Origin of the sequence: Streptomyces armeniacus (assembly GCF_003355155.1) — a bacterium.
In the GTDB taxonomy this organism is placed as follows: Bacteria; Actinomycetota; Actinomycetes; order Streptomycetales; family Streptomycetaceae; genus Streptomyces; species Streptomyces armeniacus.
In genome coordinates this window covers 1,510,939-1,534,602 of the sequence record NZ_CP031320.1, presented here as the reverse complement: position 1 = coordinate 1,534,602, position 23,664 = coordinate 1,510,939, and the positions used below count along the sequence as shown (strand labels likewise).

Sequence of the window (23,664 nt, the reverse complement as noted above, 5' to 3'; positions counted from 1 at the left end):
GCGTGCGTATGCCCGGGCGCCGGGTCCGCCGGCCCGTCGTACGGCCGGAGTTCGCCTGTCCCTGGGCGGTCGCTGTCGCGGGCGCGAGTGCGCGCGCGGGGCTCGCGCTAGCGCTCGCCCGCCGGGGCGGTCCCGCGGGCGCCCAGAAGCACGCCGTCACGGCCGTCCTCCTCGGTGAGCTGGACCTTGACCGTCTCCCGCAGCGAGGTGGGGAGGTTCTTGCCGACGTAGTCGGCGCGGATCGGCAGCTCGCGGTGGCCGCGGTCGACGAGGACCGCGAGCTGTACGGCGCGGGGCCGCCCGATGTCGCCCAGCGCGTCGAGGGCGGCGCGGATGGTGCGTCCGGAGAAGAGCACGTCGTCGACGAGGACGACCAGCCGGCCATCGACGCCGTCCGCCGGGATGTCCGTGCGCGCCAGCGCGCGGGCGGGCTTCATGCGCAGGTCGTCGCGGTACATGGTGATGTCGAGGGAGCCGACCGGGACCGGGCGCGAGGTGATCTCGTCGAGCTTGGCCGCCAGCCGCCGGGCGAGGAACACGCCGCGGGTGGGAATGCCCAGGAGCACCACGTCGTCGGCGCCCTTGGCGCGTTCGACGATCTCGTGGGCTATGCGGGTCAGCACCCGCGCGATGTCGGGTGCCTCCAGCACGGGACGCCCCGTGCCTGAACGTGCGCTGCCGTTGTCCATGGGAGAACGGACCTCCTTCTCCGCCTCACGGGACGGTATTAAAGGACGTCGGATAGGTGCGCCGACAACGGTAGCAGGGCGCCCCCGGCGCTCCGCATTCGCCCGTATTCGACCTGATCGGGCGCAGGAGAACTCGTTCGGCTTGACGGCACACATTACGCTGCGTAATCTCACAGTGAGTTACCACGACGTCTTCCGGGGAGCCTTATGTCCAGCGAATACGCCAAGCAGCTCGGAGCGAAGCTCCGGGCCATCCGCACCCAGCAGGGACTCTCGCTCCATGGTGTCGAGGAGAAGTCCCAGGGCCGTTGGAAGGCCGTGGTGGTCGGCTCGTACGAGCGCGGCGACCGAGCGGTGACCGTGCAGCGCCTCGCCGAGCTGGCGGATTTCTACGGCGTTCCGGTGCAGGAGCTGCTGCCGGGCACCACGCCCGGCGGCGCGGCGGAGCCGCCGCCGAAGCTCGTGCTCGACCTGGAGCGGCTGGCACACGTGCCGCCGGAGAAGGCCGGGCCGCTCCAGCGGTATGCGGCGACCATCCAGAGCCAGCGCGGTGACTACAACGGCAAGGTGCTCTCGATCCGCCAGGACGACCTGCGCACCCTCGCCGTGATCTACGACCAGTCGCCGTCGGTGCTGACCGAGCAGCTGATCAGCTGGGGCGTGCTGGACGCGGACGCGCGCCGCGCGGTGGCGCACGAGGACGCCTGAGACCCGCACGCGGCGCCGCCTGCGCCCCTGCGCGCGGCACCCGCTGTGTGCCGCGGCGCTGGTGAGCGCGTAAGCGCGTGAGCGCTCCCGAGGCGGCACGCCTCACGCGTACGGCGTGTGCGTACGCGGCGGGGCTCGTGCGGCAGGTCTCGTGCCGCAGGACCCTTGCCACAGGGCCCGCGCAGCAGAGCCCGTGCAGCAGGGCCGGCCAGCGCAGCAGGTCTGACACCGGTGCCTGACACGCCGGACCGCCGCCGCCGACACGTGCGGCCCCGGAATCGCTCAGAATCCCGGCGGCGGACGACGAGGGCCCGGGACGCCATGTGCGTCCCGGGCCCCGCGCGTCTCCGGCTTGTCAGCGCCGCAGGCTCGGCTTCAGGTCCTTCAGGCGGCCGAGCAGCCCGTTGACGAAGGCGGGCGAGTCGTCGGTGGAGAACCGTCTCGCCAGCTGCACCGCCTCGTCTATCACCACGGCGTCGGGTGTCTCGTCGGCCCAGATCAGTTCGTACGCCCCGAGCCGCAGCACGCTGCGGTCCACGACCGGCATCCGGTCGAGCGTCCAGCCCACCGCGTAGGTGGCGAGCAGCTCGTCGATGCGGTCCGCGTGCTCGGCGTACCCCTCGACCAGCTCCATGGTGTATTCCCCGACGGGCGGCTGGCGGTCGTCTGTCCGCGCGAGACGTATCCAGTCCGCGAGGACCGCCGTCACGGCGCTGCCGCGCTGGTCGGCCTCGAAGAGGATCTGGAAGGCGCGCATGCGCGCCTTGTTGCGGGCAGCCACGGTTAGCTGTTCACCCGGCCGAGGTACTCGCCGGAGCGGGTGTCGACCTTGATCTTCTCACCGGTCGTGATGAAGAGGGGGACGCCGATCTCGTAACCGGTCTCCAGGCGCGCGGGCTTGGAGCCGCCGGTGGAGCGGTCGCCCTGGACGCCGGGCTCGGTGTGCTCGATGGTCAGCTCGACGGCGGCGGGCAGCTCGACGGAGAGCGGGTTGCCCTGGTACATCGCCACTGTGGCCTCGAAGCCCTCGACGAGGTAGTTGGCGGTGTCGCCGACGACCTCGCGCGGGATGTGGATCTGGTCGTAGGTGTCCATGTCCATGAAGACGAAATGGTCGCCGTCCATGTACGAGAACTGCATGCCGCGTCGGTCCACTGTGGCCGTCTCGACCTTGGTGCCGGCGTTGAACGTCTTGTCCACGGTCTTGCCGGAGAGCACGTTCTTCAGCTTGGTGCGGACGAATGCGGGGCCCTTGCCGGGCTTGACGTGCTGGAACTCGACGACGGACCAGAGCTGGTCGCCGTCGAGCTTGAGCACCATGCCGTTCTTGAGGTCGTTCGTGGAAGCCACGGTTGCGGAATCTCCTGAGACTGCTGCTGCGGGGACCAGGATCCGCAGCCCCTTGGTCAGAGCGCGAGCAGCTCCTTGGTCGTGATGGTGAGTAGCTCGGGTCCGCCGTCCGCCTGCGGGCGGACGACGAGCGTGTCGTCGATCCGGACGCCGCCCCGGCCCGGGAGGTGGACCCCCGGCTCGACGGTGACCGGCACACAAGCGTCCAGTTTACCCATGGCATCGGGGCACAGCCGAGGGTCCTCACGGAATTCCAGTCCGACTCCGTGCCCGGTGCTGGGGTCGAGCGCGTCCGAGTACCCCGCCGCGTCCAGCACGTGCCGGGTCGCGCGGTCCACCGCACGGTACTCGGTGCCGGGCGTCAGCGCCTCCCGGCCGGCCCGCTGAGCGGCGAAGACGAGGTCGTACAGCTCGATCTGCCAGGTCGCGGGTGCGGTGCCGATCACGAATGTTCGGCCGATCTGGCAGCGGTAGCCGCGGTAGCGGGCGCCGAGGCACACCGACAGGAAGTCCCCCTCCTCCACCCGGCGGTCCGTCGGCCGGTGGCCCGGGATGCCGGCGTGGCTGCCCGTGGCGACGGATGTGGGGAACGCCGGGCCCTCCGCGCCGTGGTCGATCAGGCGGCGCTCCAGCTCGAGGGCGAGATGCCGTTCGGTGCGGCCGACGAGGATCGACTCGAGGAGTTCGCCGAGTGCGTGGTCGGTCATCTCGGCGGAGACGCGCAGCGCGGAGATCTCCTCCTCGTCCTTGACCAGCCGCTGCTGCTCGACGGCGCACGCGAGGCCGGTCAGCCGGAGCCGGGGCGCGGCGTCGGCCAGCGCGCGGTGCCGGGCGACGGTCAGATGGTGCTCCTCGACGGCGAGGGTGTCCACGCCGGCCCCCGCCGCCAGCTCCCCCGCGGCGGCCGCCGGGTCGCCGCGGGTGACGGGGAGGACGCTGCCGCGCAGGCTCTCGTCGGTCACGGCCGCCGTGGTGTCGGGCGAGCCGAGCAGCACGTCGCGGGGCTCGGGGGTGAGCAGCAGCGCGGCGGGCCCGGCCGGGGCGCAGCCCGTCAGATAACGGATGTTGGCGGGGAGTGTGATCAGCGCCGCGCCCGCCGGGCCGCCCTGTGCCTCGCAGCGCTCGCGCAACCGCGCGCGGCGTGTGACGTGCACCTCGGACATACGGCGAGCGTACGGTCGACCGCCGCGGTCGGCCTCTCGAGAACGGCCGTGCGGGCGACCGTGGCTACCAGTTCGGAGGGCTCGTCAGGCTGCGGGCCACTACCTCGTCGAGCATGCGGGCCGTGGTGGCGACGTCCTGGCGGGAGTTGTCGATGATCGGCAGCCCGGAGCCGTACCAGCCCGCCATCCTGCCGTGGATGCGCGCCACCTCCTCGTCGGAGAGGCGGCGGTTGCCGGAGCGTGCGGCGTTCCGCTCCAGGACGACCTCCAGGCCCGGCAGCAGCACCACGGGGATCAGGCCGGGGCCGACGTGCCGCTTCCAGCCGCCGAGGCCGATCACGGGGCGGTCGGGGAAGACGGCGTCGTCGAGGATGCAGGAGATGCCGTTCGCGAGGAAGTTGCGGGCGGCGAAGCCGCAGGTGCGGCGGGCCAGCCGGTACTGCGCCTCGGAGTGGTCGTTCCAGCCCGCCTGCGGGTCGGCGAAACCGGAGCGCACCCACTCGCGTACGTCGTCCAGGCTGATGTGCGCGGTGGGCACGGGCCGCCGGGCGGCCCAGTACTGGGCGACGGTCGTCTTGCCCGCGCCCGCCGCGCCGATCAGCAGGACGGCGACGGCGGCGTGGGTGGCGTCCGGCTGGGCGGGGTCGGCGCCGGGCGCGGGTATCTCGACGGGGGCGCCGGTCGGCAGCTGGATGTGCCCGGTGGTGTCGACGGGCGCGTGCCGCGGCGCCGAACCGGCGGGCGGCCGGGGCGCGGGCCCCGGCGGCTGCTGCGGTGCGGGCGAGTGCGGTACGGGCGGCTGCTGTGCTGGTGCCTGCGGGGGATGCTGGGCCGGCGGCTGCGGCACGGGCGCCTGCGGGGGATGCGGCGCGGGCCCCGCCGGCGGCTGCTGCGGTGCGGGACCTGTCGGTGGTGCGGGCGGCATGTGGCCGCCCTGGCCGCCGTGCGTCCAGCCCGCGGCCGGTGGCGGCGGCCACGGGCTGGACGCACGGCCGCCCGGAAGCGGAACCTGGTGCCCCTGGGCGGCGCGCCCGGGGGCGGGGCCTGGCGGCGGGACGGGCGGCTGCGCCCCGAACTGCTGCATCCGCTCCCCACTCCGTGTGATGTCTTGTGGTCGGTACCGAACCGTACCTTCCCCGGCTACCGCAATGTGAACGGCCGGAGAAGGCACCGAGTGCCCCGGAAAAGCGCTCAGTCCGGGAGTTCCTCCGCGAGCGCCCGCAGCGCGAGCGCGTACGAGCCGATGCCGAAGCCCGCGATCGTACCGCTGGCGACGGCGGCGACGACCGACGTGTGCCGGAACTGCTCGCGTGTGTACGGGTTCGAGATGTGCACCTCGATCAACGGTGCCGTGCGCTGCGACGCGGCGTCCCGCATCGCGTACGAATAGTGCGTGAACGCACCGGGGTTGAGCACGACCGGGATCGATCCGTCGGCGGCCTCGTGCAGCCAGCGGACCATCTCGCCCTCGTCGTTGGTCTCGCGCACCTCGACGTCGAAGCCCAGCTCCTTGCCGAGCTCCGTGCACCGCTGGACGAGCCCGGTGTACGACGTGGAGCCGTAGACATCGGGCTCGCGGGAGCCGAGCCGGCCGAGGTTGGGCCCGTTCAGCACGTGGACGCGGCGGGCGCTCATGCGGCGATCTCCGCGTGCGCGGCGAGCAGCATGGCCGGGTCGGGGCCCTCCAGGACCGCGGGCTTGGCGAGGCCGTCGAGGACGATGAAGCGGAGCAGGTCGCCGCGGGACTTCTTGTCGACCTTCATCGTCTCCAGCAGCTTGGGCCACTGGTCGCCGCGGTACGTGACGGGGAGCCCGACGGACTCCAGCACCGCGCGGTGCCGGTCGGCGGTGGCGTCGTCCAACCGTCCCGCGATCCGGCCCAGTTCGGCGGCGAAGACCATGCCGACGGAGACGGCGGCGCCGTGCCGCCAGTTGTAGCGCTCGTTCTTCTCGATGGCGTGCGCGAGGGTGTGGCCGTAGTTGAGGATCTCGCGCAGGCCCGACTCCTTCAGGTCGGAGGCGACGACCTGCGCCTTGACCCGGATGGAGCGCTCGAGCAGCTCGGCCGTGTGCGGGCCCTCGGGCGTACGGGCGGCCTGCGGGTCCTTCTCGACCAGGTCCAGGATCACCGGGTCGGAGATGAACCCCGCCTTGATGATCTCCGCGAGGCCGCTGACGTAGTCGTGCACCGGGAGCGAGTCGAGGGCGGCGACGTCGCACAGCACGCCGGCGGGCGGGTGGAAGGCGCCCACCAGGTTCTTGCCCTCGGCGGTGTTGATGCCGGTCTTGCCGCCGACGGCCGCGTCCACCATGCCCAGCACGGTGGTCGGCACGGCGATCCAGCGCACGCCGCGCAGCCACGTCGCGGCCACGAAGCCCGCGACATCGGTGGTGGCGCCGCCGCCGACGCCGACGATCACGTCGGTACGGGTGAAGCCGCTCTGGCCGAGCGCCTTCCAGCAGTACGCGGCGACCTCCGCGGTCTTGGCCTCCTCGGCGTTGGGCAGCTGCACGGCGATCGCCTCGTAGCCCTGTGCGGCGAGGTCCTCGCGCAGCACCCCGCCGGTCTCGGCGAGCGCCTCGGGGTGGAGCACGGCGACGCGCCGCGCCGACTGGCCGATCAGGCCCGGGAGTTCACCGAGCAGCTGCCGTCCGATGAGCACGTCGTACGGGTCGCTGCCGGCGCTGCCGCCGACGGTGATCCGCGTGTGGGCGTGGCTGGTCATACCTGCTTGAGCTCCAATGCGTCGAGGACCGCCTGCGCGACCTCTTCCGGACTGCGTTCCTCCGTGCTGACGACGGCACGGGCGACCTCGGTGTACAGCGGGCGGCGCTTCTCCATCAGCTCCCGCCACTGCTTGCGCGGGTTGACGGTGAGCAGCGGGCGGGGTGCGTCCAGGCCGACCCGCTTGACGGCCTCGGCCACGCCCATGTCGAGGAAGGCGACCGGGAGTCCGGCCAGCAGCTCCCGGGTCTCGGCGGACAGGATCGCGCCGCCGCCGAGCGACAGCACGCCGTCGTGCCCGGTGACGGCGGCCCGTACGGCGGCCTGCTCCAGCTCGCGGAAGTGCGGCTCGCCGTCGTCGAGGAAGATGTCCGAGATTGTCTTGCCCGCGGTCGCCACGATGTCGCTGTCGGTGTCGCGGTACGTGGTGCCGAGCCGCTCCGCGAGAAGGTGTCCCACCGTGGACTTGCCCGCTCCGGGCGGGCCGACGAGGACGGCCACCGGTCCGGGCGTGCTCATGTGATCTCCAGGTGCTCGAGGTATCCGGTGAGGTTCCGGCGGGTCTCGGCCACGCTGTCGCCGCCGAACTTCTCGGCCACCGCGTCCGCGAGCACCAGCGCGACCATCGCCTCGGCCACGATCCCGGCGGCCGGCACGGCGCACACGTCGGAGCGCTGGTGGTGCGCCTGCGCGGGCTCGCCGGTGGCCACGTCGACGGTGGCGAGTGCGCGCGGCACGGTGGCGATGGGCTTCATCGCGGCCCGTACGCGCAGGAGTTCACCGGTCGACAGGCCGCCCTCGGTGCCGCCGGAGCGGCCGGAGGCGCGGCGTACGCCCTGGTCCGTCACGAGGATCTCGTCGTGCGCGCGGGAGCCCGGCACCCGGGCCAGTTCGAAGCCGTCGCCGAGCTCGACGCCCTTGATCGCCTGAATGCTCATCAGCGCGGAGGCCAGCCGCCCGTCCAGCTTGCGGTCCCAGTGCACGTGCGAGCCGAGGCCGACGGGCACGCCGTACGCCAGCACCTCCACCACACCGCCGAGGGTGTCGCCGTCCTTGTGCGCCTGGTCGACCTCGGCCACCATCGCGCCGCTCGCCTCCGCGTCCAGGCAGCGCACGGGGTCCGCGTCGAGCGCGGCGACGTCGCCGGGGACGGGGTGCAGACCGTGCGGTGCCTTGGCGCCGCCCAGCTCCACCACGTGCGAGACGATCTCGATTCCGGCGGTCTCGTTGAGATACGAGCGGGCCACCGTGCCGAGCGCCACCCGAGCCGCCGTCTCGCGGGCGCTGGCGCGCTCCAGGACGGGCCGTGCCTCGTCGAAGGAGTACTTCTGCATGCCGGCCAGGTCGGCGTGGCCGGGCCGGGGCCGGGTCAGCGGCGCGTTGCGGGCGAGCTTGGCCAGCTCCTCCGGGTCCACCGGGTCGGCCGCCATCACCTGCTCCCACTTCGGCCACTCGGTGTTCCCGACCATCACCGCGACCGGCGAGCCCATCGTCAGCCCGTGCCGTACGCCGCCGAGGAACGTCACCTCGTCGCGCTCGAACTTCATACGCGCGCCGCGGCCGTAGCCCAGCCGGCGCCGTGCCAGCCCGTCCGCCACCATGTCGGTGGTCACGGGCACGCCGGAGGGCAGCCCCTCCAGCGTCGCCACGAGTGCGGGGCCGTGCGACTCCCCCGCGGTCAGCCAGCGCAACCTGCTCAACGGTGCTCCTCGATCTCGCGCCTCAGCGCAACGTCTGCCTGCTCCGATCCTCCCACGCGCGGCCCGGGCCCCGGGCGGCGGTCAGCCGCCGGGCGGGGGCGCCCCCGAGCGCGCGGCGAGCGCGTCCTCGCCCGCGCGGCGCATGGCGGCCAGGGGCGCGGGCGTGCGGCCCGTCATCTGCTCGACCTGCAGGACGGCCTGGTGTACGAGGAGGTCGAGCCCGCTGACGACGGTCCCGCCCCGGCGTTCCCAGGCTGCGGCGAGCGGCGTCGGCCACGGCTCGTAGAGGACGTCGAACAGCGTCCCGGGACGTTCGGGCAGCCCGCCCGCCGTCTCGGCCAGCACGTCCGTCGCCCCGGCCGGGGTGGTGGCGACGACCAGAGGCGCGCGCAGCGCCTCGGCGGCGTCGGCCCAGGGCGCCGTACGGACGTCCACGCCCAGCCGCTCGCCCCAGCCGCGCATCTCCGCGGCGCGTGCCTCGCCGCGTACGTACGCGGTCACCTCGCCCGTGCAGACGCGGGCGAGCGCGGCGAGGGCGGACGAGGCGGTGGCGCCGGCGCCGAGGACGGCGGCGTGCGGGACCTGGTCGACACCGCGCTCGTGCAGGGCGGCGACCATGCCGGGGATGTCCGTGTTGGTGCCGACGCGGCGGCCGTCCGCCGTACGGATCACCGTGTTCACGGCCTCGACGGCCGCGGCGTGCGGCGTGATCTCGTCGAGGTGCGGGATGACGGCGCGCTTGAGCGGCATCGTCAGGGACAGCCCGGCCCACTCCGGGCCGAAGCCGCGCAGGAAGTCCTCGATGCCCGACTCGTTCACTTCGTAGCGCTCGTACGTCCAGCCCTTCAGGCCGAGTTCGTCGTACGCGGCACGGTGCAGGACCGGCGAGAGTGAGTGGGCGATGGGCGAGCCGAGTACGGCCGCCCGCCTGTGCTCCGGCTCCGCCATCAGCCGCCGTTCCTCTTCTCGCGCTGGTAGTCGTTGAAGTCCTGGACGTTCCGCTCGTGTTCGGCGTGGTCGTCCGTGAAGCGGGTGTCGCCGGGCTTGACGCTGACGAAGAAGAGCCAGTCGCCCTCGGCCGGGTTCAGCGCCGCCTCGATCGCCTGGTTGCCGGGGTTGTCGATGGGGCCGGGCGGCAGTCCGTCGTGCAGGTACGTGTTGTACGGCGAGTCGAACTTCGTGTCCTCGACCGTGGTGTTGAGCTTCGACTCGCCCTTGGCGTAGTTGATCGTCGAGTCGAACTGGAGGGCCATGGGTTTCTCGAGGCGGTTGTAGATGACGCGGGAGACCTTGCCGAAGTCGGCGTCCTCCTGCGCCTCGGCCTGGATCAGCGAGGCGATCGCGATGATGTCCCGCGGGTCCTTGCCGAGCTTGCGCGCCTCGGTCTCCAGGTCCGCCTTCCGGTACTCGGCCTCGGCGCGCTTGACCATGCCCTTGAGGACGCTCTGCGGCGAACTGTCCTGCCCGACCGTGTACTTCGCGGGGAACAGCAGCCCTTCCGGGTTGCCGTCGGCCCACTCGGGGAGGCCCAGCCCGCCGGCGGCCGCGGCCTTCTTGGTCGTCCCCTTCTTCTTCTCGAGCTTCTTGTCGATGAGTTCGTAGATCTGCGTCGCCCGCAGGCCCTCGGGGATGATGAGGGCGCTCTGGCTGGCCGGGTCGAGCATCATCTCGAGGGCCGCGCTCGCGGACATCTCCTTCTTCATCGTGAAGACGCCCGCGTGGATGCCCGCGGACTTGCCGTTGTCCTCGGCCGCGGCCACGAACGCGTCGTGGCTCTTCACGATGCCGGCCTTCTTCAGGATGTTGCCCATGTCGGACAGCGAGGAGCCCTCCGGGATCTCCACCTGGACGGTGCCGTGGCCGCTGCCGGAGTAGTCCGGGGCATCGCCGAAGCGCGACTCGTAGAACTGGTAGCCGAAGTAGCCGATCGTGCCCAGTCCGCCGGCCAGGCCCAGCGCGACGACCAGGCAGGCGCAGCCGCCCTTCCGCTTGGTGCCGCCGCGGCGGGTGCGTCCGCGGCGCCCGTCGGGGGCGTCCGGGTCGTCGTAGTCGTCCTGGCCGTCATCCTCGTCGCGGTCCGCGAAGAACGCGTGCTCGCCCTGGTCCGGGCCCGCGTCCCAGCCGGTGTCCTGGTCGGGCCCGGGCCGCCGCGGCGGCTGCTCGCGCTGGGGCGGTGCGGGCTGGGCGTAGGCGTGTTCGGCGGGGTGGTGGCCCTGCTGCCGGCCGGCGTACGGGTCGTGCTGGGGGTGGCCGCCGGTCGCGTACGGATCGTGCTGCGGATGCCCACCCGTGGCGTACGGATCGTGCTGCTGCCCGTACGGGTCCTGGTGCCCCGGGTACGGCTGCTGCCGACCGCCGCCCTGCGTGTCCCAGCCGCCGTCGCCGTACGGGGGCTGCTGGTGCTGCGGCTGGTAGTACGGCTGGCCCTGCTGCCCGTGCTGGCCCTGCTGCTGCCCGTACGGGTCCTGGTGTCCCGGATACGGCTGCTGCCGGCCCTGGTACTGCTGCCCTTGGTACTGCTGCTGGTGCTGCTGGGGGTACGGCTGCTGCTGGTACTGCTCCCCGGCGTACGGATCCCACTCGCCCTGCTGGGCGGCGGGCCGGCCACCGTCCCACCCCTGGTCCCCGTACAACGGGTCCTCGGGGTGCCACGGTTGGGAGCCGGAACCCCGGCCATACTCAGTCATCGATCCCCTTGCGCCGCAAGGCGGCAGCGTGGTGTGCGCGCTGGTGGCGCGACGGTCCGGACTCCCCGCGTCATGCGGTGGCGTTCGAACGGTTGCCGTGTCGCGCGGAACGTTACCGTATCGCGATCAGACAACCACTTCGACGCACTGCCCCGGCGGACGCCCGGACGCGCGTTCGGTGTCCAGCGCGCTCTGCAGGATGACGACCGCCGCCGCCTGGTCGATGCGCGCACGCCCCTTCTTGGCGTTGACGCCGGAGGCGCGCATCCCCTGGGCCGCGGTGACCGTGCTCAGCCGCTCGTCCACGAGCCGTACGGGCACGGGCATGACGGCCCGTGCCAGCCGTTCGGCGAACGCGCGGGTCTTGGCGGCGGCCGGGCCCTCGCGGCCGTTCATCGACCGGGGCAGCCCGACGACGACCTCCAGCGGCTCGTATTCCGCGACGAGTTCACCCAGCCGACGCTGCGCTGACGCAGCGTCACGGCCCGGAACCGTCTCGACCGGCGTCGCGAGGAGCCCGTCGGGGTCGCTGCTCGCGACCCCGATACGGGCCTCCCCGACATCGACGGCGAGCCGTCTGCCGCGTCGCATCAGGCGCTCTCCGCCACCAGGCGCTCCACCGCCGCCATGGCCTCCTCGACGGCCGACGGGTCCTGGCCGCCGCCCTGCGCGAGGTCCGGCTTGCCGCCGCCACCGCCGCCGAGCGCCTTGGCCGCGGCGCGCACCAGGTCGCCGGCCTTCAGCCCGCGGTCGCGGGCGGCGTCGCTGGTGGCGATGACGGTGAGCGGACGGCCGTTGGTGACCGTGAACAGCGCGACGACCGCGGGCCGCGCCTGGAGCCGGCCGCGTACGTCGAGCACGAGCGTGCGCAGGTCGTCCGCCGTCGTACCGTCCGGCACCCGGCCGAGCGCGAGGGCCACGCCCCGTACGTCCTTGGCGCCGTCCGCGAGCCCGCCGGCGGCCTGGAGGACCTTCTCGGCGCGGAACCGCTCGATCTCCTTCTCGGCGTCCTTGAGCCTGCCGAGCACCCCGGAGATCTTCTCGGGCAGCTCCTCGGGCCGGCCCTTGAGCAGGTCGGTGAGCTGCGAGACGACGGTGTGCTCGCGGGCCAGGAAGTGGTACGCGTCCACGCCCACCAGGGCCTCGACGCGGCGCACGCCGGAGCCGATGGACGACTCCCCGAGCAGCTTGACCAGGCCGAGCTGGGCGGTGTTGTGCACGTGGGTGCCGCCGCACAGCTCCTTGGAGAAGTCGCCGATGGACACGACGCGCACCTGCTCGCCGTACTTCTCGCCGAACTCCGCGAGCGCGCCCTGCTTCTTGGCCTCGTTGATGGACATCACCTCGGCGGAGACGTCCAGTTCGCGGGCCAGCACCTCGTTGATCTTCTGCTCGACGTCGGTGAGCACGCCGCCGGGCACGGCCGCCGGCGAGCCGAAGTCGAAGCGGAAGCGGCCCGGCGCGTTCTCCGAGCCGGCCTGCGCGGCCGTCGGGCCGAGCGCGTCGCGCAGCGCCTGGTGCGTCAGGTGGGTGGCGCTGTGGGCGCGGGCGATGGAACGGCGCCGGGTCAGGTCGATCTGGCTGTACGCGGCGGCGCCGACGGTGACCTCGCCGACCTGCACGACGCCCTTGTGCACGCTCACGCCCGGGACGGGCTGCTGCACGTCGCGTACCTCGACGACCGCGCCGTTGTCCAGCCGGATGCGGCCGGTGTCGGCGAGCTGGCCGCCGCCCTCGGCGTAGAACGGAGTGCGGTCCAGGACGACTTCGACCTCGTCGCCCTCGTGCGCGGCGGGCGCGGGCACCCCGTCGACGAGCAGCCCGACGACGGCGGCCTCGCCCTCCGTGTGGGTGTAGCCGGTGAAGACGGTGGAGCCGGAGGAGTCGGCGACCTGGCGGTACGCGGACAGGTCGGCGTGGCCCTGCTTCTTGGACCTGGCGTCGGCCTTGGCCCGGTCGCGCTGCTCCGCCATCAGCCGCCGGAAGCCCTCCTCGTCGACCGAGAGGCCCTGTTCGGCGGCCATCTCCAGGGTGAGGTCGATGGGGAAGCCCCAGGTGTCGTGGAGCAGGAACGCCTTGTCGCCGGGCAGCACCTTGCCGCCGCCGGCGCGGGTCTCGGTGACGGCGGTGTCGAGGATGTTGGTGCCCGACTTCAGCGTCTTGAGGAAGGCGGCCTCCTCGGCCAGCGCGACGGTCTCGATCCGCTTGCGGTCCTGGACGAGCTCCGGGTACTGCGGGCCCATGGCCTTGATGACCGTGTCCGTCAACTCCGCGACGGTGGGCCCGGAAGCGCCGAGGATGCGCATGTTCCGGATGGCCCGGCGCATGATGCGGCGCAGGACGTAGCCCCGGCCCTCGTTGCCGGGCGCGACGCCGTCGCCGATGAGCATGATGGCGGTGCGGATGTGGTCGGCGACGACGCGCAGCGACACGTCCGAGTGCTCGGCCGCGCCGTACCGTACGCCCGTCAGCTCGGTGGCGCGGTCGATGAGCATGCGCGAGGTGTCGATCTCGAACATGTTGTGCACGCCCTGGAGGATCATCGCCAGGCGTTCGAGGCCGAGTCCGGTGTCGATGTTCTGGCTGGGCAGGTCGCCGAGGATCGGGAAGTCCTTGCCCTGGCCCGGACCGCGCTCGTACTGCATGAAGACCAGGTTCCAGATCTCCACGTAGCGCTCGTCGCTGGCCTGCGGGCCGCCCTCCGGGCCGAACTCGGGGCCGCGGTCGTAGTGCACCTCGGAGCAGGGGCCGCAGGGGCCGGGGACGCCCATGTCCCAGTAGTTCTCCTCCTTGCCGAAGCGCTGGATGCGCTCGGCCGGGACGCCCACGGTGTCGTGCCAGATGTGCCAGGCGTCGTCGTCCTCTTCGTAGACCGTGATCCACAGCTTCTCGGGGTCCAGCCCGTAACCCCCGCCGTCCTGCGGGGTGGTGAGCAGCTCCCAGGCGAGCTTGGCGGCGCCCTCCTTGAAGTAGTCCCCGAAGGAGAAGTTGCCGCACATCTGGAAGAAGGTGCCGTGCCTGGTCGTCTTCCCGACCTCTTCGATGTCCGGCGTGCGCACGCACTTCTGGACGCTGGTGGCGCGGGCGTACGGCGGCTTGACCTCGCCCAGGAAGTACGGCTTGAAGGGGACCATGCCCGCGTTCACGAGGAGCAGCGTCGGGTCGTCCGCGATCAGCGACGCCGACGGCACGACGGTGTGCCCGCGCTCCTCGAAGAAGCGCAGCCAGCGGCGGCGGATTTCAGCCGACTCCATCAGTGGTCCTCTTTCCGGTCGTACGGGTGTGTCGTGTGCGTGTTCTTGATCTGCGGCGCCCGCCGCGGCTTCGCGGTGCCCGTCGAGGTCAGCGGCGCGCGCGCCGCGGGCTGCGCCGGGAGCGCGGGGTGGTCCGCGTCGACGGGCGCGTCCAGGCCGAGCGCGTCGTGGAGTTCGTCCTCGCGCTGCGCCATGTTGTCGCGCACGTCGAGCGCGAAGTCGCGCAGCCGGTGCCCCGTCTCGACCGCCTTGTCGGCGGCGCGGCCGGCGAGCGATTCGGGCGTCAGGCTGCGGAGCTTGCGGTTGACCTTGGTGGTGGCCCAGACACCCGCGGCGGCGCCGGTGGTGAACCAGAAGGCTCGGCGGAACATGGTGGCGGATCAGCCCTTTCCACGGTTGCGGCCGCCGCGGCGGGCGGCGGGCAGCGTACGCCCGGGCACGACCTTGCTCCGGCGCGCGGGCGCGGGTTCCGGGTCGCGCTTGCGCCCGAGTGCGCGGCGCACGCCGTATCCGAAGGACGCCACCTTCACCAGCGGTCCGCCGAAGACGGACGAGACGGTGCTGGAGAGCGCGGAGGCGTTGGCGGTGACCTCCTGGACGTCGGTGGCGATCGAGTCCACCCGTTCCAGCTGGGTCTGCGCGGACCGTACGGTCGCGGAGGCCTCGCCGAGCAGCGGGACCGCACGCTCCGTCACGCCCGTCACCAGCTTGGTCGCCGCCTTGAGCGTCTGCGCGAGCCTCACCAGCACCACGGCGAGGAACGACACGAGGATCGCCCAGAAGACGGCCACGAGGAGGCCGGCCACTTCTCCACCGGACACGCTGCACCGCTTCCTTCGGTTCGTATGGGGGTCGGCCGCCGCCTCAGGGACGCGGACCGCTCCGGGTGCGGCGGCGGATTACCGACCTTATCGCGCCGGGCATGGGCTTCCGTACCGCATTAGGGGCGCGGCCGACCTGGGGTCGTACGCATCAACGCGCCCGTTTCAGGCGATTGTACGGTCCGCACGCTTGCAAGTACGCTCCGTGTTTCATGCGACGCTTCCCGCGCTCCGACCCGAACTCCCGGGATTCTTCCGACGGTCCGGGTGACGACCCCGACCCGGCGGCGGCGCCCGACCCGGCCGACGACCCCGACCCGGCGGCCGGACCCGGCGGTCCGCCGCCTCCGGGCAACCTGCCCGCTCCGCTCGACCGGCTCGTCGGCCGCCGCTCCGAAGCGGCCCAGCTCTGCCTGCGGATGGCCGCCGCCCGGCTGGTCACCGTGACGGGGATGGGCGGCATGGGCAAGTCGCGGCTCGCGGTGCACTGCGCGCAGCGCGTGCAAAATCGCTTCTGCAGCGGGGTGTGGCTGGTCGAACTGTCCGCGCTGCGGGACGGCGCGCTGCTCGACCACACCGTCGTCGACGCGCTGGGGCTCGCCGACAGCCGCGGCCGTTCGCCCCGTTCCGTGCTGCACCGCCACTTCGCGCGGCGTTCGGCGCTGCTGGTGCTGGACGGCGTCGAGCATCTGGCGCCGGAGTGCGCGGAGCTGGCCGAGGACCTGCTGCGCCGCGCGCCGGGGCTGCGGGTGCTGGCGACGGGGCGGCGCCCGCTGGAGCTCACCGGTGAACAGACGTTCCTGCTGGGCCGGATGAGCACCGAGGACGCCGTCGAGCTGTTCCGCGAGCGCGCCTCCGCCGTCCTTCCGGGCTTCGGTACGTCCAGCGCCGCTGGCGCCCGTACGGGGGCCGTCCGCGAGCTGTGCGAGCGGCTCGACCGCATCCCGCTCGCCGTCGAACTCGCCGCCGGACGGCTGCGCGCGCTGTCGCTGCAGCAGCTCGCGCACCGCCTCGACGACCGGTTCGCGCTGCTGACCGGCGCCGACCACGCCTCCGTGCCCCGGCACCGGGCGCTGCGTACGGCGGTCGGCTGGAGCCACGAGCTGTGCACCCCGCAGGAGCGGCTGCTGTGGGCGCGCCTGTCCGTGTTCGGCGGCGACTTCGGGCTGGAGGCCGCCGAGTACCTGTGCGCGGGTGGCGACCTCCCGGCGGACCAGGTGCTTCCGGCGCTGTCCGGGCTCGTCGCGCAGTCCGTGGTCGTACGGGAGGAACAGGACGGCACCGACGGGCAGGCGCGCTACCGGCTGCTCGACACCGTGCGCGAGTACGGCGCCGGCTGGCTGGCCGAGTTGGGCGACCGGGACCGGCTGCGGCAGCGGCACCGCGACTGGTACCTGGGGCTGGCGACCTGGTGTGAGCTGGACTGGTTCAGCCCGCGGCAGACGGAGGTCTCGGCCCGGGTGGAGCAGGAGCTGCCGAACCTGCGGCTGGCCCTCGAGTACAGCCTGGAGAGCCCGGAGGACCCGCACCTGGGCCAGTACCTCGCCGGGACGCTGTGGTTCCACTGGATCGTGTGCGGCCGGCTCGACGAGGGCAGCCGCTGGCTGGACCGGGCGCTGGCCGTCGAGGGCCACCAGCCCGAGGTGCGGGCGAAGGCGCTGTGGGCCGCGGGGCTGCTGCACGTGCTGCGTGCGGACACCGTCGGTGCGCTGGGCGCGCTGCACGAGTGCCTGGACCTGGCGGAGGCCCACGACGACGCGGCGGCCGCGGCGTACGCGACGCAGATACTCGGCTGCCTGGCCCTCACCGACGGCGACCTGCCGCGTGCCAGGGCCCTGCTGGGCGAGGCGCTGGAACGCTTCCGCAGCCTCGGCGAGCTGAACACCCTCGTCGTCCTCGCCCAGGTGATGCTGGCGCTGGCGCACGCCCGCGACGGCAAGACCGCGGAGGCCGTGGCGCTCGGCGAGGAGGCGCGGGAGATCCTGGCCGACAGCGGCGAGCAGTGGGCGCTGTCGTACGCGCTGTACGCCCTCGCGCACGCCCATCTGGCACGCGGGGAGCGGGACCGGGCGACGGCGCTGAGCGTGGCGTCGCTGACCCTCAAGCACGAGCTGGACGACGTGCTCGGCATGGCGATGGCGCTGGAGACGCTGGCGCTGCTCACCGCCCCCCACGCGCCGGAGCGCGCCGCCGAGCTGCTCGGCGCCGCCGCCTGCGGCTGGCGTACGGCCGGTCTGCGGCGCCGCGGCGCCGCGCACGCCGGCGACCACGGCGCGGACGCCCGCACGGACGCGCGCGCCGCGCTGGGCACGGAGGCGTACGAGGCGGCGCGGCTGCGCGGGCGGCGGCTCGGGCTGCGTACGGTCGTCGCCCGCGAGGTGCGGGCACGGCGGGAGCGTACGGCGGCGGCGCTGCGGCCGGCGCTCGGCGCCGGTCCTGGTGGCGGTCCCGGTGGCGGTCCCGGTGGCGAGACGGACGGCACCGGCAGCGACGGCACGGACAGCGACTCCGGGAGCGGCAGCGCGCGGGCGCCCGGCTGCGGAGGCGGCACGGGCGACCGGCTGCGCGAGTACGGCACGCCGGGCGCCTGGCAGCTGTGACAGGCGGGGCCGGAACGGCCGCCGGTCAACCCCGCGTACGGGAACCGGCGCAGGCCGTTCCGGCCCCGCCCGGCGGACGCCTGTCGCACGCGGCGCGTACGGAACCCGTACGGGCTCGGCGTACGGACTCCGCGCGGACTCAGCGTGCGTAGTACTCCACGACCATCTGCTCGTCGCAGATCACCGGGACCTCCTTGCGGTTCGGGTCCCGGTCCAGCCGGAAGGCGAGCGCTTCGAGGTTCACCTCGAGATAGCGCGGCGTCTCGCCGTCGGGCGCGTAGCCGCCCTCGCGGGCGACCAGGAACGGGTGCTTGGTCTTGCTGCGCTCGCGCACCTGCACGACGTCGTCGGGGCTGACCCGGAACGACGGCTTGTCGACCTTGCGGCCGTTGACCGCGATGTGGCCGTGCACCACCATCTGGCGGGCCTGGTAGATCGTGCGGGCCAGGCCGGACCGCAGGACGAGCGCGTCCAGACGGCGCTCCAGCTCGATGATCAGGGCCTCGCCCGTCTTGCCTTCGACCTTCCGAGCGCGGTCGTAGGCACGCGCCATCTGGCGCTCGCTGATGTCGTACTGCGCGCGCAGCCGCTGCTTCTCCAGCAGCCGGACCTTGTAGTCGCTGTTCTGCTTGCGGCCGCGGCCGTGCTCACCCGGCGGGTAGGGGCGCTGCTCGAAGTACTTGACGGCCTTCGGGGTCAGGGCGATGCCGAGCGCCCGCGACTTCTTGACCTTGGGACGCGACTGGTTCACGTTGAACGGACCTCCGTGTAAGTTAGGTGAGCCTTACCTTAGCGGAGGAGAACGCATGTTTCGACCTGGGATCCCCCTGTCCGGCACCGATGACGATGCGGGACCGGGTCAGCCGCGTCCCGTGGAAGACGCCCGGCAGCCCACGGCGGCCGAGTGCATACGAACCCTCGTGGAATCCAGCGTAACCGCGACCCTCGCCATTCCCGGCACGGAGGCCGCCGCACCGGACCCGCTCGGCTCCTGGTCCCCCGACGCCCGCGCCGTCACCGCCGACGGCGACGTGATCCTGCTGCTCCCCGCCGACGCCCCGGCGGCCCGGGCCGCCGCATACGCCCAGGACGACGACATCACCACCGTGATGGAGATCACGGATGTCGCCCCGGTGTCCGTCCCGCACCGCGTGCGCGGCCGCGCCTGGGTCGCCGGATGGCTCACTGCCGTACGGAACGAGCAGCGGGCCGCGTACGCCCGCCTCCTCGCCGAGCGCCGGCCCGGAGCGCCCGCCGCCGACGTGGCGTGGATGCTGCTGCGGCTCGAGGTGGGCGAGGCGTACGTGGACGACCTCTGGGGCGAGGAGCAGGTCGAGCCCGAGGACTTCGCCGCCGCCCGCCCCGACCCGCTGGCGCCGCACGAGGCGGAGCTGCTGCAGCACCTGGCGGCCGCGCACGAGGGGCGGCTGCGGGGGCTGTGCACGCTGCTGGGCGGCGAGTTCCGGCAGAGCTGCGGGACCTGGGACCAGGTGACGCCGCTGGCGCTGGACCGGTACGGGATGCGGGTGCGGTTCGCCGTGGCGGAGCGGTGCTTCGACGCGCGCTTCGAGTTCCCGGACGCGGTGCGGGACGTGGCCGGACTGCGGCTGGCCATGCACCAGTTGTTCGAGGCCGCCGCCGCGGAGCGGTGAGCGCGGCGGGGCGGCGTACGGACGCGGGGCACGGGCGGCGGCGCGCCCGTGCCCCGGCCCGTTCACTCCTCCCGCTGCTCGCCCCGCGGCCCCTCGCGCGGTGCCGATGGCGGAGCCGCGGGCGGCGCCTCGCCGCGCAGCCGGGCGCGCACGCGCTCGGCCACGTCCGCATAACGGGCCTCCGCGCCGTACCTCGTCGGCTCGTAATACCGCTTCCCGTGGACTCCGTCCGGCGCGTACTGCTGCGCGGCGATGCCGCCGGGCAGATCGTGCGGGTACTGATAGCCCTTGCCGTGGCCGAGCTTCGTCGAGCCCTTGTAGTGGCTGTCCCGCAGGTGCGCGGGCACCGGTCCGGCCACGCCCGCCCGTACGTCGGCGAGCGCCGCGTCGATCGCGACGCACGCGGCGTTGGACTTGGGCGCCAGGGCCAGCGCGACCGTGGCGTGCCCGAGGGTGATACGGGCCTCGGGGAAGCCGATCATGGCGACGGCCTGGGCCGCCGCGACGGCGGTCTGGAGGGCGCTCGGGTCGGCCAGCCCGATGTCCTCGCTGGCCGAGATCATCAGCCGCCGCGCGATGAACCTCGGGTCCTCGCCCGCCTCGATCATCCGCGCGAGATAGTGCAGCGCCGCGTCCACGTCTGAGCCGCGGATGGACTTGATCAGGGCGCTGGCCACGTCGTAGTGCTGGTCGCCGTCCCGGTCGTACGTGATCGCCGCCCGGTCGACCGCCTCCTCCAGCGACTGGACCGTGACCTCCGCCTCGCCCTTGGTCAGCGCCGCACCCGCGCCCGCCTCGAGCGCGGTCAGCGCGCGGCGGGCGTCGCCGCCCGCGATCCGGAGCAGATACGCCACCGCGTCCTCCGGCAGCTCCACCGCGCCGCCGAGCCCGCGCTCCTCGCTCACCGCGCGCTGCAGCAGGCCCCGCAGGTCGTCGTCGGTCAGCGGCTCCAGGGTGAGCAGCAGCGAACGGGACAGCAGCGGGGAGATCACCGAGAAGTACGGATTCTCGGTGGTCGCCGCGATGAGCGTCACCCAGCGGTTCTCGACGGCGGGCAGCAGGGAGTCCTGCTGGGCCTTGCTGAAGCGGTGGATCTCGTCGAGGAAGAGGACCGTGTCCTTGCCGTACGCCCCCGCGGAGCGCTTGGCCCCCTCGATGACGGCCCGGACCTCCTTGACCCCGGCGGTGATCGCCGACAGCTCGACGAAGCGCTTGTCGGTGGCCTGGCTGACGACGTACGCCAGCGTCGTCTTGCCGGTGCCGGGCGGGCCCCACAGCATCACGGACGAGGGCCCGGCGGGCCCGCCGCCGGCCTCGCCGACGAGGCGGCGCAGCGGTGATCCGGGGCGCAGCAGATGCTCCTGGCCGACCACCTCGTCGACGACGCGCGGACGCATCCGCACGGCCAGGGGGCTGGCGGAGGGGTCGGTGGCCTGGCGCTCTTCGGCGGCGGCGGTGAACAGGTCGGGTTCCACGTCCGAAACCCTAAGTCACGCCACTGACAACGCGGGCGGCCGAGCGGCGGATCCCCCGCTCGGCCGCCCGCTTCAGCCCCTCAGCCCTTCAGCCCTTCAGCCCGTCCAGAAGTCCCACCAGCGCGTCAGCACCATCATCCCGATGACGCCGACGTGCAGCACCGGCACGACCCAGTGGAACTCCTCCACGAAGCTCTTGAGCCCCGCGGGCGCGGGCAGGAAGCCGTGCTTCACGTTGTGCCCGGTCACGTACCAGAACATGAAGATCGTCGCGACCCACGCCAGGCTGCACCACAGGCAGAGGGAGTTGATGGTGTAGAGCGACTCGTACTGCAGCCACGTCACGAACCCGACGCCGAACAGCGTGCCCGCGTTGAACGTCAGCCAGTACCACCGCGGGAAGCGCGCCCCGGTGAGCAGAGTGACCCCGACGCAGATCACGATGCCGTACGCGACGAGGCCGATGATCGGGTTCGAGAAGCCGAAGGCGGAGGCCTGGTCGCTCTCCATGATGTTGCCGCAGGAGACGATCGGGTTGAGGCTGCAGCCCGGCGTGAAGGTCTTGCCCTCCGCCTTCGCCTCGAGGATCTTGGTCTTGTCGATCGTGATGACCCACGAGGCCAGCAGGCCCGCCGCCCCCGTGATGATCAGCAGCCATCCGAAGGCGCGGCCGGCACCGACGGCACCCCGCCTGGTCCCGTCCCGCTGGGCCGGGGCGTTGTCGAGGGGTGCCGTCGTGGTCATAGCGCTGTCGTCCCGTCATCCGTCGAAGTCGAGCGTGTGCTCATTATGGACCAACGCCCGTACCCTCAGCCGACCTTCGCCCGAACCGCGGTGACCACTCGATCGAGTGGCACCGGGCTCTGCTCGCCGGACTCCAGATCCTTGACCTGGACCAGCCCTTCGGCAAGGTCCCGCTCCCCCAGCACCAGCGCGCAGCGGGCACCGGAGCGGTTGGCTGATTTCATCGCGTTCTTCAGGCCCTTGCCGCCGAACGCGAAGTCCGCCGCGATGCCCTCCCGGCGCAGCTCCGTCACGACGCCGAAGAGCACGCGCCGCGCCTCCTCCCCCAGGGGCACCGCGTACACCCGCGGGCCCGGGGCCAGGTCCAGCCGTACGCCCTCGGCGCGGAGCGCCAGCACCGTACGGTCGACGCCGAGCGCCCAGCCCACGGAGGGGAGTTCGGGGCCGCCGAGCATCTCGGAGAGCCCGTCGTACCGCCCGCCGCCGCCGACCGCCGACTGCGAGCCGAGGCCATCGTGGACGAACTCGAAGGTCGTACGGGTGTAGTAGTCGAGGCCGCGCACCAGCCGCGGGTCGTCCTCGAACGCGACGCCCGCCGCGCCGAGCAGCTCGCGCACCTGCTCGTGGTACGCCTTGCAGGCCTCGCACAGGTGGTCCCGCATCAGCGGCGCGTCTGCCAGCTGCCGCTGCACGCTGTCCCGCTTGTCGTCCAGCACGCGCAGGGGGTTGATCTCGATGCGCCGGCGCGTGTCCTCGTCCAGGTCGAGCCGCCGCAGGTACTCCTGGAGCGCGGCGCGGTAGACGGGCCGGCACTCCTTGTCACCCAGCGAGTTCAGCAGGATACGGAACTCGCGCAGGCCCAGCGAGCGGTACGCGTCGTCGGCCAGGATGATCAACTCGGCGTCCAGCACCGGGTCCTCGGCGCCCAGTGCCTCGGCGCCGACCTGCGAGAAGTGCCGGTAGCGGCCGGCCTGCGGGCGTTCGTAGCGGTAGTACGAGCCCGAGTACCAGAGCTTCACGGGCAGCGCACTGCGGTGCAGGTTCCGCTGGAGCGCCGCGCGCAGGACGGACGCGGTGCCCTCCGGGCGGAGCGCGAGCTGGTCGCCGCCCTTGGTGGTCAGCGTGTACATCTCCTTGGTCACGATGTCGGTGGACTCGCCGACCCCGCGGGAGAAGAGTTCGGCCTGCTCGAAACCGGGGGTCTCGACATAGCCGTAGCCGGCCCGCAGCAGCGGCGCGGCGAGCGCCTCGCGCACCGCCAGGAACTCCGCGGAGTCCGGCGGGATCAGATCGTAGGTGCCCTTGGGGGCGGAAAACGTGCTCACGGAAGTCGTCGTCACATTCCTCGTCGCGGAGCGGCGCTCACGCCGTCTCCGGGACCGCTCGCCGCCACCTCTCGCAGGAAGGGGTTGGTGGCGCGTTCGCGGCCGATGGTGGTCTGGGGGCCGTGGCCGGAAAGCACCACCGTCGAGTCCTCCAGCGGCAGGCACACCCGTGCCAGCGAACCGAGGAGCTCGGCGTGGTCGCCGCCCGGCAGATCGGTGCGTCCTACGGAGCCGGCGAACAGCAGGTCGCCCGAGAAGAAGACGGGAGGCACGTCGTCCTGCTCGGGCATCCTGAAGGTCACCGACCCCTTGGTATGCCCGGGCGCGTGCGCCACGGTCAGCTCCAGCCCGGCCAGTGCCAGCCGCGCGCCGTCGGTGAGCTCCTTCAGATCGTCCGGCTCCCCCACGGACAGCTCGCCCATCAGCGGCTGCCCGATGCTGCGGCCCAGCGCCTTCTCGGGGTCGCTCAGCATGTACCGGTCGTCGGGGTGGATCCACGCGGGCACGTCGTGCGCGCCGCACACGGGCAGCACGGACGCCACGTGGTCGATGTGTCCGTGCGTGAGGATCACCGCGACCGGCTTGAGCCGGTGCTTGGCGACGGCCTCCCGGACGCCCTCGGCGGCCTGGTGGCCCGGGTCGATGATCACGCACTCCTCACCGGCGGCGGGGGCGACCAGATAACAATTGGTCCCCCAGGCCCCGGCGGGGAACCCGGCTACGAGCACGATCGTCCTTCAGTCGTCCGACAGGTGGCAGCGGCTGATGAAG

General features: G+C 72.9%; 23 protein-coding genes. 3 read left to right on the top strand and 20 right to left on the bottom strand.

Features of this window, described 5'->3' with window-relative positions; genetic code table 11:
* Positions 1 to 107: 107 nt before the first annotated feature.
* The gene (gene pyrR / locus DVA86_RS06750; protein ID WP_208876569.1) at positions 108 to 689 is read right to left on the bottom strand and encodes a bifunctional pyr operon transcriptional regulator/uracil phosphoribosyltransferase PyrR; all 582 of its coding nucleotides are present in this window, start codon (positions 687 to 689) and stop codon (positions 108 to 110) included.
* A 207-nt stretch (positions 690 to 896) separates the two neighbouring features.
* On the opposite strand from pyrR, the gene bldD reads away from it, so the two are divergent.
* A complete protein-coding gene (gene bldD / locus DVA86_RS06745; RefSeq protein ID WP_070197848.1) occupies positions 897 to 1,397 on the top strand; it encodes a transcriptional regulator BldD in 501 nt (166 codons plus the stop codon).
* A gap of 355 nt (positions 1,398 to 1,752) precedes the next feature.
* Here bldD and nusB read toward each other — a convergent pair whose 3' ends face one another.
* The 14 genes from nusB to DVA86_RS06675 all read right to left on the bottom strand — a co-directional run bounded on the left by nusB (position 1,753) and on the right by DVA86_RS06675 (position 15,097).
* Positions 1,753 to 2,178, bottom strand: a complete 426-nt coding sequence (gene nusB / locus DVA86_RS06740) for a transcription antitermination factor NusB (protein WP_208876568.1) — start codon at positions 2,176 to 2,178, stop codon at positions 1,753 to 1,755.
* Between the two features lie 2 nt (positions 2,179 to 2,180).
* Positions 2,181 to 2,747 carry an elongation factor P gene (gene efp / locus DVA86_RS06735; protein WP_208876567.1) on the bottom strand — a complete coding sequence of 189 codons (567 nt, stop codon included), beginning with the start codon at positions 2,745 to 2,747 and terminating at the stop codon, positions 2,181 to 2,183.
* A 56-nt stretch (positions 2,748 to 2,803) separates the two neighbouring features.
* The gene (locus tag DVA86_RS06730) at positions 2,804 to 3,910 is read right to left on the bottom strand and encodes a M24 family metallopeptidase (protein WP_208876566.1); all 1,107 of its coding nucleotides are present in this window, start codon (positions 3,908 to 3,910) and stop codon (positions 2,804 to 2,806) included.
* Between the two features lie 64 nt (positions 3,911 to 3,974).
* Positions 3,975 to 4,835 carry an AAA family ATPase gene (locus DVA86_RS06725; protein ID WP_208884452.1) on the bottom strand — a complete coding sequence of 287 codons (861 nt, stop codon included), beginning with the start codon at positions 4,833 to 4,835 and terminating at the stop codon, positions 3,975 to 3,977.
* Between the two features lie 266 nt (positions 4,836 to 5,101).
* On the bottom strand, positions 5,102 to 5,545 hold the full coding sequence (aroQ, locus tag DVA86_RS06720) for a type II 3-dehydroquinate dehydratase (RefSeq protein WP_208876565.1): 444 nt from the start codon (positions 5,543 to 5,545) through the stop codon (positions 5,102 to 5,104).
* Complete coding sequence (aroB, locus tag DVA86_RS06715; RefSeq protein ID WP_208876563.1) at positions 5,542 to 6,636, bottom strand: 3-dehydroquinate synthase; 1,095 nt, start codon at positions 6,634 to 6,636, stop codon at positions 5,542 to 5,544. Before aroB ends, aroQ begins: the two co-directional genes overlap by 4 nt.
* Positions 6,633 to 7,154: a shikimate kinase gene (locus tag DVA86_RS06710; RefSeq protein WP_208876561.1), complete on the bottom strand. Its 522-nt coding sequence runs from the start codon at positions 7,152 to 7,154 to the stop codon at positions 6,633 to 6,635. The genes aroB and DVA86_RS06710 overlap by 4 nt, the downstream gene beginning before the upstream one ends.
* On the bottom strand, positions 7,151 to 8,335 hold the full coding sequence (gene aroC / locus DVA86_RS06705; RefSeq protein WP_208876559.1) for a chorismate synthase: 1,185 nt from the start codon (positions 8,333 to 8,335) through the stop codon (positions 7,151 to 7,153). The genes DVA86_RS06710 and aroC overlap by 4 nt, the downstream gene beginning before the upstream one ends.
* 81 nt (positions 8,336 to 8,416) lie before the next feature.
* Positions 8,417 to 9,283, bottom strand: a complete 867-nt coding sequence (locus tag DVA86_RS06700) for a shikimate dehydrogenase (protein ID WP_208876556.1) — start codon at positions 9,281 to 9,283, stop codon at positions 8,417 to 8,419.
* Positions 9,283 to 11,022, bottom strand: a complete 1,740-nt coding sequence (gene mltG / locus DVA86_RS06695; RefSeq protein WP_208876555.1) for an endolytic transglycosylase MltG — start codon at positions 11,020 to 11,022, stop codon at positions 9,283 to 9,285. Before mltG ends, DVA86_RS06700 begins: the two co-directional genes overlap by 1 nt.
* 126 nt (positions 11,023 to 11,148) lie before the next feature.
* A complete protein-coding gene (ruvX, locus tag DVA86_RS06690; protein WP_208876554.1) occupies positions 11,149 to 11,613 on the bottom strand; it encodes a Holliday junction resolvase RuvX in 465 nt (154 codons plus the stop codon).
* Complete coding sequence (alaS, locus tag DVA86_RS06685; protein ID WP_208876552.1) at positions 11,613 to 14,276, bottom strand: alanine--tRNA ligase; 2,664 nt, start codon at positions 14,274 to 14,276, stop codon at positions 11,613 to 11,615. Before alaS ends, ruvX begins: the two co-directional genes overlap by 1 nt.
* Complete coding sequence (locus DVA86_RS06680) at positions 14,276 to 14,647, bottom strand: DUF6167 family protein (RefSeq protein WP_208876551.1); 372 nt, start codon at positions 14,645 to 14,647, stop codon at positions 14,276 to 14,278. Before DVA86_RS06680 ends, alaS begins: the two co-directional genes overlap by 1 nt.
* Before the next feature lie 9 nt (positions 14,648 to 14,656).
* Positions 14,657 to 15,097 carry a DUF948 domain-containing protein gene (locus DVA86_RS06675; RefSeq protein ID WP_208876549.1) on the bottom strand — a complete coding sequence of 147 codons (441 nt, stop codon included), beginning with the start codon at positions 15,095 to 15,097 and terminating at the stop codon, positions 14,657 to 14,659.
* A 212-nt stretch (positions 15,098 to 15,309) separates the two neighbouring features.
* On the opposite strand from DVA86_RS06675, the gene DVA86_RS06670 reads away from it, so the two are divergent.
* Positions 15,310 to 17,697, top strand: a complete 2,388-nt coding sequence (locus DVA86_RS06670) for an ATP-binding protein (RefSeq protein ID WP_208876548.1) — start codon at positions 15,310 to 15,312, stop codon at positions 17,695 to 17,697.
* A gap of 139 nt (positions 17,698 to 17,836) precedes the next feature.
* Here the strand turns inward: DVA86_RS06670 and rpsD are convergent, their stop codons facing one another.
* Positions 17,837 to 18,448 (bottom strand): 30S ribosomal protein S4, encoded by a 612-nt coding sequence (gene rpsD, locus DVA86_RS06665; RefSeq protein ID WP_208876546.1) that lies wholly within the window; start codon positions 18,446 to 18,448, stop codon positions 17,837 to 17,839.
* Between the two features lie 55 nt (positions 18,449 to 18,503).
* On the opposite strand from rpsD, the gene DVA86_RS06660 reads away from it, so the two are divergent.
* Positions 18,504 to 19,349 carry a DUF2470 domain-containing protein gene (locus tag DVA86_RS06660; RefSeq protein WP_425470772.1) on the top strand — a complete coding sequence of 282 codons (846 nt, stop codon included), beginning with the start codon at positions 18,504 to 18,506 and terminating at the stop codon, positions 19,347 to 19,349.
* 62 nt (positions 19,350 to 19,411) lie between these two features.
* Here DVA86_RS06660 and DVA86_RS06655 read toward each other — a convergent pair whose 3' ends face one another.
* The 4 genes from DVA86_RS06655 to DVA86_RS06640 form a co-directional block, all read right to left on the bottom strand.
* Positions 19,412 to 20,824, bottom strand: coding sequence for a replication-associated recombination protein A (locus DVA86_RS06655; RefSeq protein WP_208876538.1), 1,413 nt, complete (start codon positions 20,822 to 20,824; stop codon positions 19,412 to 19,414).
* Positions 20,825 to 20,920: 96 nt separating this feature from the next.
* Positions 20,921 to 21,568 carry a vitamin K epoxide reductase family protein gene (locus DVA86_RS06650; RefSeq protein ID WP_208876536.1) on the bottom strand — a complete coding sequence of 216 codons (648 nt, stop codon included), beginning with the start codon at positions 21,566 to 21,568 and terminating at the stop codon, positions 20,921 to 20,923.
* A gap of 65 nt (positions 21,569 to 21,633) precedes the next feature.
* Positions 21,634 to 22,893: a histidine--tRNA ligase gene (hisS, locus tag DVA86_RS06645; protein WP_208876535.1), complete on the bottom strand. Its 1,260-nt coding sequence runs from the start codon at positions 22,891 to 22,893 to the stop codon at positions 21,634 to 21,636.
* An 11-nt stretch (positions 22,894 to 22,904) separates the two neighbouring features.
* Positions 22,905 to 23,621, bottom strand: coding sequence for an MBL fold metallo-hydrolase (locus DVA86_RS06640; protein WP_208876533.1), 717 nt, complete (start codon positions 23,619 to 23,621; stop codon positions 22,905 to 22,907).
* Between the last annotated feature and the right edge of the window lie 43 nt (positions 23,622 to 23,664).

What these genes read in the sequence shown, in the direction of transcription:
- pyrR (WP_208876569.1), bottom strand. Translation starts at nt 689, where the DNA reads ATGGACAACGGCAGCGCACGTTCAGGCACGGGGCGTCCCGTGCTGGAG.
- bldD (WP_070197848.1), top strand. Translation starts at nt 897, where the DNA reads ATGTCCAGCGAATACGCCAAGCAGCTCGGAGCGAAGCTCCGGGCCATC.
- DVA86_RS06730 (WP_208876566.1), bottom strand. Translation starts at nt 3,910, where the DNA reads ATGTCCGAGGTGCACGTCACACGCCGCGCGCGGTTGCGCGAGCGCTGC.
- DVA86_RS06725 (WP_208884452.1), bottom strand. Translation starts at nt 4,835, where the DNA reads ATGCCGCCCGCACCACCGACAGGTCCCGCACCGCAGCAGCCGCCGGCG.
- aroQ (WP_208876565.1), bottom strand. Translation starts at nt 5,545, where the DNA reads ATGAGCGCCCGCCGCGTCCACGTGCTGAACGGGCCCAACCTCGGCCGG.
- aroB (WP_208876563.1), bottom strand. Translation starts at nt 6,636, where the DNA reads ATGACCAGCCACGCCCACACGCGGATCACCGTCGGCGGCAGCGCCGGC.
- DVA86_RS06710 (WP_208876561.1), bottom strand. Translation starts at nt 7,154, where the DNA reads ATGAGCACGCCCGGACCGGTGGCCGTCCTCGTCGGCCCGCCCGGAGCG.
- DVA86_RS06700 (WP_208876556.1), bottom strand. Translation starts at nt 9,283, where the DNA reads ATGGCGGAGCCGGAGCACAGGCGGGCGGCCGTACTCGGCTCGCCCATC.
- mltG (WP_208876555.1), bottom strand. Translation starts at nt 11,022, where the DNA reads ATGACTGAGTATGGCCGGGGTTCCGGCTCCCAACCGTGGCACCCCGAG.
- ruvX (WP_208876554.1), bottom strand. Translation starts at nt 11,613, where the DNA reads ATGCGACGCGGCAGACGGCTCGCCGTCGATGTCGGGGAGGCCCGTATC.
- alaS (WP_208876552.1), bottom strand. Translation starts at nt 14,276, where the DNA reads ATGGAGTCGGCTGAAATCCGCCGCCGCTGGCTGCGCTTCTTCGAGGAG.
- DVA86_RS06680 (WP_208876551.1), bottom strand. Translation starts at nt 14,647, where the DNA reads ATGTTCCGCCGAGCCTTCTGGTTCACCACCGGCGCCGCCGCGGGTGTC.
- DVA86_RS06670 (WP_208876548.1), top strand. Translation starts at nt 15,310, where the DNA reads ATGCGACGCTTCCCGCGCTCCGACCCGAACTCCCGGGATTCTTCCGAC.
- DVA86_RS06660 (WP_425470772.1), top strand. Translation starts at nt 18,504, where the DNA reads ATGTTTCGACCTGGGATCCCCCTGTCCGGCACCGATGACGATGCGGGA.
- DVA86_RS06650 (WP_208876536.1), bottom strand. Translation starts at nt 21,568, where the DNA reads ATGACCACGACGGCACCCCTCGACAACGCCCCGGCCCAGCGGGACGGG.